Source organism: Novosphingobium naphthalenivorans NBRC 102051 (genome assembly GCF_001590985.1).
Taxonomy (GTDB): Bacteria; Pseudomonadota; Alphaproteobacteria; order Sphingomonadales; family Sphingomonadaceae; genus Novosphingobium; species Novosphingobium naphthalenivorans.
Genome location: NZ_BCTX01000094.1, coordinates 1 through 15,684, shown reverse-complemented (window position 1 = coordinate 15,684; position 15,684 = coordinate 1). Strand labels below are relative to the sequence as shown.

At 58.1% G+C, this 15,684-nt stretch carries 12 protein-coding genes; 4 read left to right on the top strand and 8 right to left on the bottom strand.

Features of this window, described 5'->3' with window-relative positions; all coding sequences use genetic code 11:
* The first annotated feature begins 224 nt into the window (after window positions 1–224).
* Window positions 225–572: a TrbC/VirB2 family protein gene (locus NN5_RS25390; protein ID WP_084385089.1), complete on the top strand. Its 348-nt coding sequence runs from the start codon at window positions 225–227 to the stop codon at window positions 570–572.
* A 24-nt stretch (window positions 573–596) separates the two neighbouring features.
* Here NN5_RS25390 and NN5_RS21435 read toward each other — a convergent pair whose 3' ends face one another.
* The 5 genes from NN5_RS21435 to traA all read right to left on the bottom strand — a co-directional run bounded on the left by NN5_RS21435 (window position 597) and on the right by traA (window position 10,001).
* Window positions 597–806 carry a hypothetical protein gene (locus tag NN5_RS21435; RefSeq protein ID WP_067738089.1) on the bottom strand — a complete coding sequence of 70 codons (210 nt, stop codon included), beginning with the start codon at window positions 804–806 and terminating at the stop codon, window positions 597–599.
* A 123-nt stretch (window positions 807–929) separates the two neighbouring features.
* The gene (locus NN5_RS26040) at window positions 930–1,145 is read right to left on the bottom strand and encodes a hypothetical protein (protein WP_157081254.1); all 216 of its coding nucleotides are present in this window, start codon (window positions 1,143–1,145) and stop codon (window positions 930–932) included.
* 485 nt (window positions 1,146–1,630) lie between these two features.
* The gene (locus NN5_RS25385) at window positions 1,631–5,851 is read right to left on the bottom strand and encodes an RHS repeat domain-containing protein (RefSeq protein WP_169801030.1); all 4,221 of its coding nucleotides are present in this window, start codon (window positions 5,849–5,851) and stop codon (window positions 1,631–1,633) included.
* A gap of 446 nt (window positions 5,852–6,297) precedes the next feature.
* The gene (locus NN5_RS21430) at window positions 6,298–6,933 is read right to left on the bottom strand and encodes a DUF6118 family protein (RefSeq protein WP_157081253.1); all 636 of its coding nucleotides are present in this window, start codon (window positions 6,931–6,933) and stop codon (window positions 6,298–6,300) included.
* An 83-nt stretch (window positions 6,934–7,016) separates the two neighbouring features.
* Window positions 7,017–10,001: a Ti-type conjugative transfer relaxase TraA gene (gene traA, locus NN5_RS21425; protein ID WP_067738084.1), complete on the bottom strand. Its 2,985-nt coding sequence runs from the start codon at window positions 9,999–10,001 to the stop codon at window positions 7,017–7,019.
* Between the two features lie 172 nt (window positions 10,002–10,173).
* Between traA and NN5_RS21420 the strand changes: the two genes are divergently transcribed.
* Window positions 10,174–10,479, top strand: a complete 306-nt coding sequence (locus NN5_RS21420; protein WP_067738095.1) for a conjugal transfer protein TraD — start codon at window positions 10,174–10,176, stop codon at window positions 10,477–10,479.
* Between the two features lie 4 nt (window positions 10,480–10,483).
* Window positions 10,484–10,774, top strand: coding sequence for a conjugal transfer protein TraD (locus NN5_RS21415; RefSeq protein WP_373280350.1), 291 nt, complete (start codon window positions 10,484–10,486; stop codon window positions 10,772–10,774).
* Here NN5_RS21415 and NN5_RS25380 read toward each other — a convergent pair.
* Both NN5_RS25380 and NN5_RS21410 read right to left on the bottom strand, forming a co-directional pair.
* Complete coding sequence (locus NN5_RS25380) at window positions 10,734–11,042, bottom strand: RNA polymerase sigma factor (RefSeq protein WP_084385087.1); 309 nt, start codon at window positions 11,040–11,042, stop codon at window positions 10,734–10,736. The genes NN5_RS21415 and NN5_RS25380 overlap by 41 nt on opposite strands.
* A complete protein-coding gene (locus tag NN5_RS21410) occupies window positions 11,035–11,655 on the bottom strand; it encodes a hypothetical protein (protein ID WP_067738078.1) in 621 nt (206 codons plus the stop codon). The genes NN5_RS25380 and NN5_RS21410 overlap by 8 nt, the downstream gene beginning before the upstream one ends.
* Before the next feature lie 188 nt (window positions 11,656–11,843).
* On the opposite strand from NN5_RS21410, the gene NN5_RS21405 reads away from it, so the two are divergent.
* A complete protein-coding gene (locus tag NN5_RS21405; protein WP_217998733.1) occupies window positions 11,844–14,213 on the top strand; it encodes a hypothetical protein in 2,370 nt (789 codons plus the stop codon).
* An 89-nt stretch (window positions 14,214–14,302) separates the two neighbouring features.
* On the opposite strand, the gene NN5_RS21400 is transcribed toward NN5_RS21405, so the two are convergent.
* On the bottom strand, window positions 14,303–15,220 hold the full coding sequence (locus tag NN5_RS21400) for a HEPN domain-containing protein (RefSeq protein WP_067738092.1): 918 nt from the start codon (window positions 15,218–15,220) through the stop codon (window positions 14,303–14,305).
* Window positions 15,221–15,684 lie beyond the last annotated feature (464 nt).

Genomic DNA, 15,684 nt, shown 5'->3' with positions numbered 1-15,684 from the left:
ATCGGCATATGTGGCGGCATGAGCGGGTACCGCGATTAAGAATGCCAGAAGCATGGCAGGATTACGCAAAATCATGAGCCCCATCGAACGCCGAGATTCCATCTCTGACTGGCACAGCTTGCGCCAAGTTGTCATGCTTAGAGCGACATATGACAGGCAGAAAATCCACAATATTACAAAATTTTAACATCACGTGATTGCCCAAGCGTGATGGAGAGGTGAGCATGACCAGTACGTCAAATTTTGTAGAGCCGCTTTCAAACAGCGCGCGGTGGTTCGTCGAACTGCTGACGGGCAGCCTTGGCATGTCGGTCGCGGTTCTGGCTATTGCGGCTGTTGGACTTGCGATGCTGCATGGGCGGCTGAGCGTTCGTGCAAGTGCGCGCGTAGCGCTCGGTTGCTTTATCCTATTTGGCGCGCCAGCGATTGCGCACGGTGTTGCGGGCCTTGCCTCATCCGCAAATGTAACATCTGCTCAGGTCTACAACGGGCTGGCGCCACTGCCTTTGGTCGCTCCCCAAGCCCCGCAACCTGACCGCGACCCTTACGCCGGAGCATCAGTTCCGATGTAGGGGCAACCAAAAGTTATCGATAGATCACGCACCGGCAGTCGTGACGTTGGTCCGATTGTCTGCGGTATCGATTGTGTATGTTGTCGTCTCGCCGTTGTTGACGGTACCGGAATGCACCACTTTCACAAGGCGCCCCTTGGCGTCGTAGGTGTAGGTGACGGTTTCCGTTGCATGAGCGAACCCCGGAAGGGTCAGGCTGGCGATCAGGGCAAGAGCCGCGGTGGCATTGCGCATGGACTTCTCCTCTAAAGATACTTCAAGCTAGTCGAGCCGGTGAATTTGGCAAATCGCCCCTAGTGCGATTGCAGAATTTTAACTCAGGCCATACGTCCCAGAGGGTGGATTACCCCACCAGCTTTACTTGAACTCACCCGCGAGGTCTTCATGATGTATCGCTTCGATGGTCTGCCCTACCGACGCATCGCCCGCCGCCCGGATATCACCATCGACGATGGTCGAAGGGCACATGGCCTGCGCCATCAAGAGGCTTGACCAGGCCGCGCGTGACGAGAAGTAGCAGCGGTTTTGCAGCATGGCTCCATCGGCGAGTGGCGGAAGTCCCCGCGATTTCAAGAAACCACCCCGCCAACACCATGATGGCACCGTGAGCCTCCCCACGGCGCCATCAATCTCGTCAAAAACGACGTACAGACAACAGGTTACCCCGCAGGGTGAGCCATACCTTTTATCTTGCCGTCGTCCATTAGCACCCAGCCATAAAGCCCAGAACTCCGCCATTTTACGGATGATTCTGTCGTGCAGACCAGTATGTTGCGGCAAAGGCGTAGAGAAGCGACAACAGGAAAAGCGCTACTCCGATCCACAAGTATCTTCGGTCGCCCCCCTGATGGAAAGCGTCGTAACAGATTGCCAATGCCCCTAAGGCTGTCGCCAGAACCCTTGGGAAAATATGTGCTTGATAGTTCACCGAACGAATTGCTTCGCCTTCGCTTAGATTACGCAATATTATCAGGCCGATAGAAATTCTAGTGTACATTCCCCAATCTACCAAAATAGCGAAAGGGATGCAGGCGATGTATGCTATGATCTTAATCATCTTATCGACAGCTATACAATGAACCGGCCGCCCCGGCTGCGGTGCCAGCACCGTTGCCAATTAAGGCCGCCTGCCTTGCCTGACTAGCGGACAAATTACCAAACATCCGCCCAGATGCGAAAGCACCACCTGCTAGCTTCTGCGTCAAAGGCCCGGCAAATAGTCCGGCTGCATCCAGACCTGCGCCAATGTAATCTCCGTTCGCAGCATGTGCGATGGCGCCTACAGCCGATGCTCCTAGTGAAACTGCGCCAGAAATCACCGCAACAGTTTCAAAACCGGCAAATCCGACACCAGTCGGTGCGGTAACCAGCCCGAGTGCTCCGGAAGTCGTAGCAATACCACCGGCCACCAAACTTGTCTTGTCAGCCTTGTCGGCTATCCATGCGGCCCAACCGTTACCGCAACCCGACTGCTGCTGCTTTTGCGGCACTGGTAGACCAGGGTTTGGAACCTTACAACCAGCACCTGTGCACGCCGAGCTTTTTGACGGCCTTTTAGCCGTGACCTCAATGTCAGGCCCCGAATCTCCCCCCGCGTCATTTCGATCACCCGTTCCATCCGAGACCTTCCCAAGTCCAAAAATGACCGATGCAGCAGCCCCGCTGATGGGCGGGACTTCAACTTTCCAAGTCACTACTATTTCGTCCGTACCATTAGGATCCAGCGCATTTACCGGGTCGCCACCAACGTAATTATACCAGTTCATGCCATCGCCGTACCCGATGGGGTCGGTTTGCATGAACCTTCCTAGCGTAGGCGAATAGAAACGGGCCTTGTAGTAATACATTCCCACCTCGCCGAGCCAGACTTGCCCCGTGTATTGGAAGCGGCCGACATTCGTCGATTGCGGAATGCCATATTCGTCATAGCGATTGATGTTCAGCCCCACACCAGATGCGTCAGTCACGGAAACGATCGAACCGCGTTCGTCTCCCTGAAGCCAGCGGCGATCTGTGGTGCTTGACCCTTCGTACCACACAATCGGCTCGTCCGTGCCCGGACCTGGCACGAAGCGGCGCTGCAACACGTTGGAGCCGTTATACTCCCCGATCATATTGACGCCATCATAGAGGAAGCGCGAGGTCGTGCCACCTGACACCACCTGATAAAGGCGATCAGCCGGATCATAAGTCAAAGTTGCGGAAGGGCCTCCGCTCACTGACGTGAGCTGGTTCAGGCCGTTGTAGACATAAGACGTGCTGCCCGAGCTAGTCAGGTTGCCTCTCGTGTCATAGCCGAGCGATGTTGAGCCGGAGGCCGTGTACTGGTTGAGACCATTGGTCGTATAGCCGCGATTAAAATTATACCCGTCAGTCCAGGCGTAGGCATCATTGGTCCTGGCAAGGCTTGTGATCTGCGAGGCGGGATTGTAGCCGATGGCCGTCCCCGTACCACCAACGGCACCAATAATCAGATCATTAGCGGTTCCCGCCGGATCGATCTTCAGGCCAGCAAGCCGACCAATGGAATCGTAGGCGTATGTACGAGCCGTTCCGTTCCCGTAAGTCACAGCCGTTCGGCGTCCAAGGCTGTCGTAGCTGTAGCTAGCCAGCACGCCGACACCCGAGGTAGCACCATTCTCCCGTATAGCGGTTACATTCCCGGCCGTATCATAATCGTAAGCGACATAGAGACTGTCTGGCCAGGTGATTCGGGTTCGCCGGGAGGCTACGTCATATTGATAGCCAACCGTGCCTTGCGGAGTAACTTGAGATGTGACCCGCCCAAGCGCGTCATAGGCGTTGGTCACGCTTTGGCCACCCGAGGAATAGGTTGCTGCTGTCTGCATGCCGAGCAGATTGTAATTGTACGTCCGATCGCTGATTGTTGAGCCACTCAGGCCCGTTAGACGTCCCAGATTGTCATACGAGTAGGTCAGCGAATTTCCGTCCCGAAGGCGGCGGGCAGTGACATGGACATTATCGCCATACGTCAAGAGCTCATAGTCGGTGGAGGAACTGCTGTTCGACCCTTTGGTCGCGACAGGATAGCCCGTCTTTAGCAGCCGATCATAAGCATCATACTCATACGTCGTCCTATTCAAATTTGCATCGATAACGTAAGAAACGAGCCCATCATTTGTATAGGCAGTCTGCTCATAACTGGCCGCGGTTGTGCCATAAGCCTGATCGACACGTGTCGTTCTCCCCACTGTATCGTATGTGTACTTGGTGACCCGGTCGGATCCATTGGAACTCGTGGTCTGAGGTGTGCACGCGTCAGTCTGACTGGACCACTGTGAAGGGTCCATACGCACCACGGCACATTTTACACGCCCTGCGGTATCGTAGTTCTGTTGAGAGAGGGCGTAAGTTGTCCCACCAGACGTGATTTGCGATTGAACCGGACGGGCGTTCGCATCGTACGTGGTGGAAACTTGCTGCTGCGAACTGAAATTGGTCCACGCCGTATCCGACTGATCCGTTACAGTTCCTGCCTCAACAAGCGTTACTTGCCCATCGGCATTATAGGTAAGCTTCTGCGCCGCCGGAGTTCGTGTGCCCGTGCCATCCGGGTCCGGCCCCACTGTGCCTACACGCTGACCGATGGCGTCATAATGAAACACGGTCTTGTCCCCGGTTCCGCTCAGCGGACCATCCACAGACACCAGATTTCCGACGTTGTCATAGGCAAAAGCCGTTGTGGCGCTGATGCTCCCGTTGCCTGCTGCCTGCGTAACACTAACTGGCAACAAGTTGTTAGCCGTGCCAAGTGTTTGCGGACCATAGGAAATGGTAGCCTTGGTTTCGTTGGCGGTACCGACGCAACTCGCCGGATTCGCGGAAGTTGCAGTTAAGCAGGTCGATACGCCGGTCAGTTCGTAGTGCGTCACACCGGATGCCACGATCGAACCAGAGCTGTTCTTGTAATAGGCTTGCTCCCCGGTGTACGTGTAACGCGTCTGCGGGCGCACGCCTGAGGCGTCCGCAGGTAGCGTAGCCGTCAGCACTCCGCCATGCGTGCTATCATATGTATAGTCGGTCTCGTTGCCGAGCGCGTCTTTCGTCCAGGTAGGCTTGTTACAAGTGAGAGTATTGGAGCACGAGGACGGATAGCTAGCCGTTACCGCAATCGTTCCGGAACCGGACTTCGGATGGTTGGTAATTGTCGTTGGGTTGCCACGCGTATCATATGCGTATGTAGTGTATCCGCCTTCCGGCAGCGTCGCTTGCGCCAATCGGCCATCGGAATCGTACGTGTATGTGGTTGTGTGCCCGGCCTCGTCCGTAACCGATGTTGGCAGACCAACACTCGTATCGGAAACGACGGTACGAGTGGAGCTGTCCGGATTGGTGCGGACCACTGTCATGGTGCTGCCCGACAGCGAAAAGGCGTATTGCCAAGTCAAGCCATTCTTGGTCAGCGAAGAGACGCGGCCATTGCTGTCCTGATATATAGTTTCTGAGTTGGCCGTGCTTCCCGGGCGCTTGTACGTGAAATAGTAGCCCGTCGTGCTGCTCCAAACATTGCCGTACTTTGCTTGATGGCCAAGAGCGTCCGTAACGGTAGTGTAGGTCGATGCCCCCGACGTCGTGTAAGTGTACGTTACCGTCGGCCAGGTTTGAGAGTACGAGCACGTTGATGCTGCTGGATCACAATAGTCCACGGCCATATTGAGAGCCGTTATCGAGCCAATCTTGTCCCAGTTAGTGCCCCCTTGGGAGGTTGTGGCATCATTTGAACGATAGTTATAATGCAGTTGGTACCCATAGCTGCTCGTCACGCCTTGGAGACGGATTTTGGTTATGTAAGTGCCGCCGGAGCAGCCATCTAGGTTGTTCGAGCAATACGTAACCTGCTGGTATGCCATGTTCAGACGCGTGTGATCTGGCAGATCAATCTGCGTAATGCGCGCTTTCATGGTGGAACCGTCCAAGGTTCCGATATTTTTGTTTCCGAACGTGTAGACACTGCCGTCAGAGAGCGTCAGTACATAGGCTGTACCATCGTCTACCAGCGTCGCTCCATCGCCCATCGTTGACGTGAACGTTGACCCCGATTTGGTGAATGTCTTGGAGTGAAGCCCGGACGCAGAGAATACGCTAGCCCGCCAAGTGGCCCCGCTGGTATTGTAAACCGCAAGGCCAAACGATGCACCACCGTTCTTGAAGCCTCGCCCCATATATTGAGCAAGCTCTCCGTCGCCAGAACCGATAGAGACCTCTTTAGCGACATTGATATGACTGCCGGAAGCAAGGTCAATGCCGTTTTCATCCACGACATATCTGCTCGGTGGCGCCGCTGTTTCCGCTGATTGCGCGAGAAGAGGCGTTGCCCATCCCGCCGCAAGGAAAGTCGTTGCGCACAATGCCGCGCGACGACGAGAACGTGAGAAATTCTTCACCACACCAGCTTGCATGAAAGCACCCCACCTAATTCACAACAGGGCGAGGATTATCTTCAGATCCGGAAAGTACAAACATTTGACATCATTAAATATTTGTAACTCTGAGCTGGCGATTGCCCGAGTGCGAAAATAGAGACGACTTCTCGGCCTGATCGACAGATTGTCCATCCAAATGGCGTAGGAAGTCAGTCGAGGTTGAGCGTGACTTCCTTTAATCTCGAAGGGCGCAACCAATGGGGGCCACGCGTGCCAACTCCGCTGATAGCTGTAGTACTCCGGCAAACCAGGTTTTTGAGTGCCAATTGCCAACGGATGAATTATTGAAATCGCGGATAAGGCCGCACGTCAAGTTTACACCGTATAGGACCTGCATCCTTCCGGAGTTCATTGCGGCATTTCTCAATGGCCTTGCGATTGTCGCGCAGTAAATCGGCGGCTTCGGCAAGCGCGCTCCACGCCCGTGGACTATCAGCCTGCATCAACCGTGACCCCGCTTCCCACAGCGTCGGCTCACCGATGATGTGCGCGGCCATTGCCTCGGGCATATGCCACCCTTGCGGCAAGGTGCGCAGGATCACGCCGGGGATGAACGACCATAGCAACATGCCCGCGACCAAGCCGCCGCCCACCGCCCATACGATGCGACGGCGCTGCTCGCGGGCGGTCGCGACTACGCCCGCCAACCTCTCCATATGGCCCACCGCCCCTTCGATCCGCCCCTGCGCCTGTGCATTGGCGATACCCTCCTCCGCACGGGCTTTCGCACCGGCCGCGGAAATCTGCCGGGCCAACTCATCGGTTGTCAATTCCATCGCCGGTCTGCGCGCCAGCGTATTGATCGCCTCGCGCATCCTGCCCAGTTGGGCTTCGATCTTTCCCAATGTTTCGCTGTAGTCGGGTGCAGCATCGCGCCTCGCCGCAAACCCGGCGATGGCGGCCTCCAGCAGGTCCACCTTTTCACCAAGGCGCGTGAACGCCCTTACCGCCGGATCGGCTTCGGGGGATGGCATTGGCAGATTATCCATAATCGTTCCTCCTAACGGCTCAGGCCATGGCTGCGGCCCATCTCGATCCCGGCGCTTGCCGTAAGATCGTGGGCGAGCTTACGCCCCGTATCGAAGTCAATGCCCAGGTCCTGGCGGCGCGGGCGCAGCAGAGATTCCACCTGCGCGTCGCGCTCCAGGCTCTTGGCCATGCCCGCCATTTGCTCAGACACCTTGCGCGCGCCCCGGAAATCGCCATCACGCTGCAACTCTTCGCGATGCTGGCTGAGCTGAAGCCAGCCTTCAACGAAGCGGTCCGCGCGCAGCTGCGGATCAGTGCGAACTTCGGCTTCAAGCTGCATCGCTCGGATGGCCTGACGGGTCCGGCCAGCGGCGGCTTCGGAGACCAGGGCGGGATTGCGGCTGTAGGCCGCCTCCATGTCCGCCGCTGCGTGTTTACCAGTGGCGTTCAGTGCCTCGCGGGCCTTGTCCAGTTCGGCCGTCTGGTGCGACAGGACAGGCAAGCCCTTGTCCTGCATTCTGCTGACATCGGCGATGGCACGGGCATGGCGCTCCACAGCAATCTGTCGCATGGGATCACGCTCGACCTGGACGGCTTTCGCAGCATCGGGAGGACTGAAATCAGCGAAGGCTCCCCTAAGCGAAGCCGATGGGATGGGACCGGACCGATCGGGCATGGCCACCGCAGCACGATCCTGCCCACCGATGGCAAGGCGCAGACCATCGAACATTCCTCGTGCTCTTTCTGGTACCTTGTGAACAATCTCCGAGACACGTTCGCGCAAGGTGATGCCGCGCCGTTCGGCGAAGGTATGCGCCGGATCGCGGCGCTCGTAGTCGCTCGCCATGTCCTTGGTCCGCTCGCGCGAGAGGATGCGGACAAGCCGGTCTTCGTCCTTGAAGTCGTCACGGCCGTAGTGAAGCTGCAAACCTTCCCTATGACGGGACAACCCGACATAGGCACCGTGTCTATCCATGCGCGGCGTCGCCAGCACATGCCCGCGATCGACCGTCATGCCCTGCGCCTTATGGATCGTGGCGGCATAACCATGATCGATGTGGGCATAAGCCTTGGTCTCGAAGGCCACGCTGCGCCCGTCGTCGGTGCGCACGGTCATGTTCTGCGGGTTCACCTGCTCGACGGTGCCCAGCGTGCCGTTCTTTACGTCGAGGCCGCGCTCGTTTTTCAGGAACATCACACGATCGCCGTCTGCGAAATGCCGATCGCCACGCTCGGTGTTCACCAGTACGTCTTCGCCCAGTTCACCGGCACCGCGCATTCTATCACGCGCTGCTTCGTTGAGTTCGCGCACCTCGTCGTTGGTGTGGGTGAGGATGATGCGGGTCTGATCCGGCGCAGCGATGCGCTCGCGGTCCCAACGATCGACCAGTTCGCCGCGCGCGTCCTCGCGGGTGGCCGCAGCATGGACCATACCGTGCTCGCTGTAGGCCCGGATCGCTTCGCCGGTGCGGCCGGTTGCCAGATGCCGCGTTGCATCCTGCTGCCAGCCCTCGCGCTGGCGGCGCACTTCGGTGATTTCGACACCGCCATGGCACTCGTGGATCGCACGGAACGCCGCCCCGGCTTCGATCGCCTGCAATTGCTGCGGGTCACCGACCAGGACGACCTTGGCGCCCGCCTCCTGGGCATGCGAGAGGACGCGTTCCATCTGGCGCGTGCCGACCATGCCCGCCTCGTCGATCACGAGCACGTCGCGCGAGGTGAGAAGATCACGGCCCTGGCTCCAGCCATGCTCCATGCTGGCGATAGTGCGCGAAGCGATGCCCGAGCCGTTCTCCAACCCTTCTGCGGCAATGCCCGACAGGGCTGCGCCCCGCACAGTCAGCCCTGCATTCTCCCACGCCTCGCGCGCGACGCCCAGCATCGCGCTCTTACCGGTCCCCGCGTAGCCGACAACGACGCTCAGATCGCGGCTATCGGTGGCGTGGTCGAAGGCTGCGCGTTGTTCGCCCGACAGCACAAGTGCGCCGTGCTCCGCACGCGCCAGCGCCGCGCACCGGTCACTTTCATCCACCGGGCGCCGCTCGCGCTCCGCCATTAGGTCCGCGGCGCGCTGCAAGCGCTGTTCGGTTTCGATCATCTCGCGCGAGGTGAACCGGTCTTCTCCCCGCCCGTCCTTGCCCAGTTCGATCAGGTCAGGCGAGGAGCGCAATGCGCTCATCGCGGCGTCGAACTGGTCCTTGCCGTCGCTGTGGCGGTGGACGAACATCGCCATGTCGCGGGAGGTGAAGGTGGCCTGCTGGTGCGTGATCGCATCAAGCGCGATGCGCGGCTCGGCGATGATGCGCGCACCGTTCTCGCGGGCGATGGCACGATGGTCCTCGATACGCTCGACTTCGAGACCACGCGTCCCCATGCGTGAGGCGGCCGGACCGACCTTGTCCTGCGGCGCGAGGTCAATGCCCTGCGCTTCCAGAGAGCGGTGATCAATGCGGGCATCGATGTCGAGTTCGGCCAGGCGCTGGTTGACGTGCTCTTCCCAGCGCTCGCGCCATTGCTCCACCATCTCGGTGCGGTTCCAATCGCGCACCTTCGCGCCGAAGCCGTCCTCGCCCACTTCGCGCATTGTCAGCATGACATGGGCGTGAGGCTTGGGCTGGCCGTCAGTGCCGATATCCCAGTGGACATTGAGATCGGCGATCATGCCCTGGTCCACGAACTGCTCTCGCACGAAGTGGCGCGCCAGCTCGATGCCCTGTTCCTGATTCAGCTCCCTCGGGATCGCGAATTCCACTTCTCGGACAAGCTGTGCGTCCTTGCGCTTCTCGAAGGCCTCGACATCGTTCCACAGCCGTTCCCGGTCGCGCCATGCCTCGGGCGCATTTTCCGGGAGCAGCACTTCGCTGTGAACGACGCCGGGCTTGTTGGTGAAATCGTGGTCACGGTCGAACCGCTCGTCGTGCAGGCGCTCACCCGCGCGATAGGCCGCCGCCGCGACGGCACTGCGGCCCGAGGCGCGGCTGATGACTTTGACCGAGAGGTGGAAGATTGCCATGGCGGCAATCGAGTTACACTTCAAGCAGCACGTCGGCACGACGTATAAGCGCGCCCTTCCCAAAGAAAATCCGGGAAGGGACCGGCTCGTTTCAGACCGTCCCGGCGACACTACTGCGCTGCCGTCAGCGCTCACCTATCATGGCTCCACCACCACAGACATGGAGACTGCGATGCGAAAGCCCAGGGATTTCGATTCGGAACTGAAGGCGCTGGCCGACAAGGCGAAGCAATTGAAAGACCGCCGCATACGTCAGCTCGGTGAACTGGTTGTCGCGACTGGAGCCGATGCACTCGATGCCGACGTCCTGGCAGGCGCGCTGCTCGACGCGGCCGGTATGAAGGACACGGCGAGGAAGGAGGCCTGGCGCAAGAGCGGGGCGGGCTTCTTTCTCGGCAAGGCGCGAACACCTGCGCCGGGACCTGACCGCAATCCGGAAGGCACTCTGCCGTTCGGTGGCGGCGGGACATCGGCTTGAGGCCGTGAAGGCACGAACCGACATGCGTGGCTGGCAGGTCAAGCGCCGCGAACGCACGCGCCAGTTGATCGAACTGGGCGGGCTCGTCGTAAAGGCTGGGCTCGTCGAACTGACCGGCGATGATCGCGCGATCCTGTACGGCGCCTTTCTCGACGTTGCGGCGCGTCTGCGCAGTGACGATGGCGAGCAGCGCCGCGTGCTGTGGCGGCGGCGCGGCAAGCGGGCCTTCGATCTCGATACCGAGCGCGAAGGACCTACACGCTCTCACCCCGCGCTGCCCGGCCGAGAAGTTTGATGGCGGTGGCCATATGCGCTTCGACTTCGTCGATCCCGATGCCAACGCGCACGGCAATCCGGCGATAGGGAAGATCGTCGAAACGGTGCATCATGAACACCTCGCGCGTGAGGTCCGGCATGCGTTTCAAGGCCTCTTCCATACGGGCAAGGCACGCACTGTCGGGCGGTGGCGTTGGTGCCTGCAAACGAGGTTTCAGCCATCGTATCGCCAGGACCTGGCAGCGCGAGCGGATGACAGCCAGGCGGCCGTTGTCCCATTCAGCCATGACGCTGCCTCCCGTGTACCGGACGTGCGTGCCCGGTTACCGAGCGCACATGGTCGAGCAGCCTGCGCGTGAGTGATTGCAGTTGGGCGCTGGACCAGGGACAGGAATGCCCGCTGCCGATGTCGGCGTGCCGCCATTTGCCGTAGGGCGATACAAAGCAGGCAAGCTGGTCGATCGCGGGCTCGTCGAGACCAAGACCAGTTGCGTTGCCGAGCGCGAGTGATCGGTCGATATGAAGCCCGACCTGGCGGGCACACCATTGGTCTTCGAAGCCGACGTCGAGGAGATGCGCGGACAGGCCGAGTTGCATGACGATACCGGTATGGTAGAGCAGGTTTGGGCCTTCGCGGATGATCCCTTGCTCGATGCTGGCGAAGAACTGCTCGGCATTGTGGTAGCGCGCCCGGCTGAGACTGCGTCCGGCACGTGTCCGTTGCAGAGTGGCGGGTTCACCGGCCCAGTCGAATTGCCGCAGTGCCGCCGTCCAATTGGGCGCGGTTGCAATGGCTGGAACCGCGACCGGCGCGAGGGACAAGGTGCCCAGCAGCGCGCGGCGCGATGTGGGCGAGGCGATCGGGGAACGATCGCGGTTCGTTGTAAGCTTCGATGTCATGACAGACCTGCACACTGGCGGTCCGCGCTGTCAGGCACGGAAGGTGCAAGCGGTGTTCTCTGGTCGCCGCATATCAACGGCTGTCAGCAACCGCCCGACACATGCGGCCGGGCGTAATGATGCCTGGCAGGATGATCCTTCGGGACGGCCGCCAGTTCTCCGTTCCGTGAGGCGGAATATGCCTCAGGTTGCAGTTTCCGGCAAGCTGGGCGGCGCAATTGGATCGAAATTTGACGGCCGCAACGGACCGTGACGAAACCGGCAGGTTTTGGGTCTGCATAGTCTTTATCGTTCCGCTGCTTACCTTGCAGGTCGAAGAACGTGCCTCGATTTTTCCCGACAATCGGATGACGCGCTTGACTTGGCAGCCGGGTGGCGGTCAGAAGTGCCCATCATTTGGACCTAGGGCATTGATTGAAACGAATATGACACTGGACATCAGGGGGAGCATCAAAAACACCAAATTAAGTTCCAATCCCTATGTTGTTTTTGAAGAAATCATTTCCAACGCCATAGACGCTTTTCTTATCCGAATTCATGGGGACAGGTCGGAGCCGAACCTGAACGTTAAAATTCGCGTAGATTTCTCAGCCAGCGATCTTTTCGGTGATGGAGAAACCATGGCGTTGTCCTGCAAGGACAATGGATGCGGCCTTGGGGATGATCAACTCAAGGCGTTTCTGACGAAGGACACGTCCTACAAGGATGACCTTACCATCTCGGGGATTGGGCAGTGCAAGGGTGCTGGCCGTATCCAGTTTTTCCATCATTTTTCGGCCTTGTCGATTGACAGCACCTACCGGCATGATTCGGAGATCATTCGGCGCCAGATGCGGTATTCCGAGCCGCAAAAGCAGATCGACTATGATGATTTCACGTCTTCCCCCGGCAACGAGGCCGATATCGGGACACTCATTCGCCTTGACCGGTTCAAGGATACCGCCCGGGCGCGCATTGCCCCGGGCGAACAGCTAAGCAGTTTATTCTCGGCACCTGTCCTGAAAAAGCAGATGCTGGTTGCCTTTCTTCAAAGGCTGGTGGGCCTCGAAAGCCGCCTTGGAGACTTCGAGTTCGAGTTTCTGACATCTCACTGGAAAACTGGAGATCAGGTCGAAACGCTGAAACGTTCAGACTTGCCGATCGCTACGGCCGCCCCGGTTGTGCAGGTGGAAGAGCGTGATCCGCGCTCGGGAGACACACTGGGAACATTCCAGTCCTTCAAGCTCTCGCACTACCAGCTTGATTCCTCCCTTTATGACCTTCCCAAAAACGCCATCGCGTTCTGTGCTAAATATTCTCCCGTCAAAAACATAACCGGCCGGTATCTGCGGACCCGGACCGAACAGAATAATCCGGTGGCGGGCTTCCACCATATCGTTCTGATTGAGAGCGACTTTCTCGACGGGCATGTCAACGAACAGCGGGATGATTTCGACAATATCCCCGAGGACATTCCAACCGGCGATATGTTCTCCGACGCCAAGCTGTCCTACGGTTCGATTTACGAGGCAATCGACCCGGTCATTGATGCCATGGTGACACCGGCAGATTGGAAGAAAGAAGATGTTCTCAAGGAGATCACCGATCAGTTCGGCATCAGCGAAGCAATGCTGACTGATACCTCAACCCGGATCGTCTATGGCGAACCAGCAAAGGCGGTGGTTGAGCGGGTGCTGAAAAAATATCAGGAACGTGTAATCGACGAGACGGCGGAAATCTACAGCCTAAAGGAGGCAATCCTGAAGGCAGAGCCAGATTCAGAAGAGTATCGCAAGAAGATCGACGAAATTTCATGGAAATACACGTCATCTCTAAAGAATTTCGATATGGCCAACCTATCGCAACTCATTGTCCGCCGGGCAGCAATCGTCGAAATACTTACCCTTGCCTGCGGAAAGAAGCTAGCGATGCAGGCTGTGGCAGACGGTGTCCGCCGCAAGGATGAACAGATTATTCACAATATCTTCTTCCCAATGCGGAAGGATAGCCAGAACGTATCTGATCATGACATCTGGCTGTTGAGCGAAGAATATCATTATTATGATTACATTGCTTCCGACATTCCGCTGGCCAGCATCAAGTGGAATAATGGAGAGACGGTTTTCGAGAGCGACATAGACCAAAAATTTCAGGAACTGCTCGCGCGCCGGGCCGACGACAATAGCGGAAAGCGGCCAGATATCGCTCTGTTCAGCAAGGAAGGATCGGCCATCATCGTGGAGTTTAAGGCTCCCGGCGTGCCCACGGACGAACATATTGGCGACCTGACCGAGTATGCCCATCTCCTTGCAGCCAAGTCCGGGGGGAAACTGAGGAAATTCTACGGTTATCTGATCGGTGATACGGTCAACAATCTGCGGTTAGGTGGAACTTGGACGCCGTTCCCGACTGGGAAGGGTTGGTTCCAGTCTAGTCCATTGATGGATCCGGCTACCCGTCAACCGCTGGGAGAAACCTATTTTGAGATATTACATTTCACCGATGTAATTGACCGAGCGAAAAAGCGGATTGGTGTCTACCAACAGAAACTCAACCTTAATCTCGGCAAAATGCCCTGAGAAGATTACCATCTTTGTCCCGGAATTCATCAGTATCTTCGCGGAAAATATATTCCGCTTGAAGTTGCAATACTGTTTATAATTCTGATTTATCTGGTAGTATTTTCCAGTACGGAAATCTTGTCACTGCAGACTTGATGCACGACGCGGCCGAGTTCTTCGACACGCTCGCCAAGCCATATCAACTCCTCTTCGCTGATCCGGTAGTGCTTGGAATAACGCGCCTTCGTGTAGGCTTCCTTGAGTTTTTGAAACATTGCCCGTTCACTCTTAGTGGCATCGGGCCAGATGCCATGGACGCGCCGATCAAGCCCTTCGGCAAGTGAACGCAGAAAAGCGATGTTGTGGTTGTAAGGCGCGTAAAAAGTCAGCGTGAGCAGGAGGCAACTGTATAGACGCTCGGCAGTCTGGTGCATGTCGAACGCGGCGTCCTTGAGATAGCCGCGCTCGATGTCGAACTTTGCAATTTCGAACCGCTTCATCGCCGAGGGAAACCCCTCTTCAAAATACTCCCTGGCCGCCTCCAGCGCCTGCTGAGGCGTCTTGGGTTTGGGCGTATGCAGTTCGGTGCCGTCGGCCTCGTAGAGCGCGATCCCGTCCTTCTTGATCTCCATGAAGAACAGGCGGCCATGGGCGAGGCCGTCGTTCACCTCATGCAGCGAATGCACGATGAAATTCACCGGCGTGCGCAGGGTCTTCTCGATCGTGTAGGCCCGGATCAACCGTTCCTCGCACTTGGTCCAGTAAGTCGCGCGGTCGGTCATCTCCTTCTGACTGACGATGACCAGGATGTCGTAGTCGGACTTGTACTGGTTCGCCGATAGCGGCGCATCAACCCAATCGCCGCGCGCGTAGCTGCCGAAGAGCACGATCTTGAGAATGCGCGCGCCCTTGCGGCTGCCGGTGGCATTCTCGGTCGCGGCGCGGAACTCATCGAAGATAACCTCGACGATGCGCTCAAGCTCGCGTTGCTTGGCCGGGGGAAGGTGATCGAGATCAGTGCGCATATTCATGAGAATCTTCGGGAATTGTGCGGACTTTGGCAAGGTCAAATACTTGCGCCGCCTCTTTGGGGCCTTGTGCGCAAATGCCGTTCGGCGGGCAGGCAAACGAAAGGACAGTTTGTCATGCTCCTGTGTTGTGCCTCGAATCATCGGACGGAAAGTCGCCTCTGCGAATCACTTCCCCATTCGTTCGGGAAGGACGCAGGGCAGTCCAACCAGTGCCAGTCCGTCTGAGGTGGGACACCATGGGAAAAAATCTTCCACCCCGCCAGTGTACGCCTGCGCACGCCAGGGAACGTCTGAGAACGACTGGGTTCGCCTGAGCGCACCGACCCCAATTCCGGCACTCTTGCGCTGCGCGTCACCGCTGCCGATGATGTTCTCAGGGGAGCCAACCGTCCGTCAGGGAAGGGAAATGCGTCCCTATGTCCAACAGTGAAAAAATCATCCGCCTCAACACCGTGCTC

Excerpts from the sequence above, each read along its gene's own strand:
- NN5_RS21400 (WP_067738092.1), bottom strand. The coding sequence starts at position 15,220 with ATGCGCACTGATCTCGATCACCTTCCCCCGGCCAAGCAACGCGAGCTT.
- traA (WP_067738084.1), bottom strand. The coding sequence starts at position 10,001 with ATGGCAATCTTCCACCTCTCGGTCAAAGTCATCAGCCGCGCCTCGGGC.
- NN5_RS21420 (WP_067738095.1), top strand. The coding sequence starts at position 10,174 with ATGCGAAAGCCCAGGGATTTCGATTCGGAACTGAAGGCGCTGGCCGAC.
- NN5_RS21410 (WP_067738078.1), bottom strand. The coding sequence starts at position 11,655 with ATGACATCGAAGCTTACAACGAACCGCGATCGTTCCCCGATCGCCTCG.
- NN5_RS25390 (WP_084385089.1), top strand. The coding sequence starts at position 225 with ATGACCAGTACGTCAAATTTTGTAGAGCCGCTTTCAAACAGCGCGCGG.
- NN5_RS21435 (WP_067738089.1), bottom strand. The coding sequence starts at position 806 with ATGCGCAATGCCACCGCGGCTCTTGCCCTGATCGCCAGCCTGACCCTT.
- NN5_RS25380 (WP_084385087.1), bottom strand. The coding sequence starts at position 11,042 with ATGGCTGAATGGGACAACGGCCGCCTGGCTGTCATCCGCTCGCGCTGC.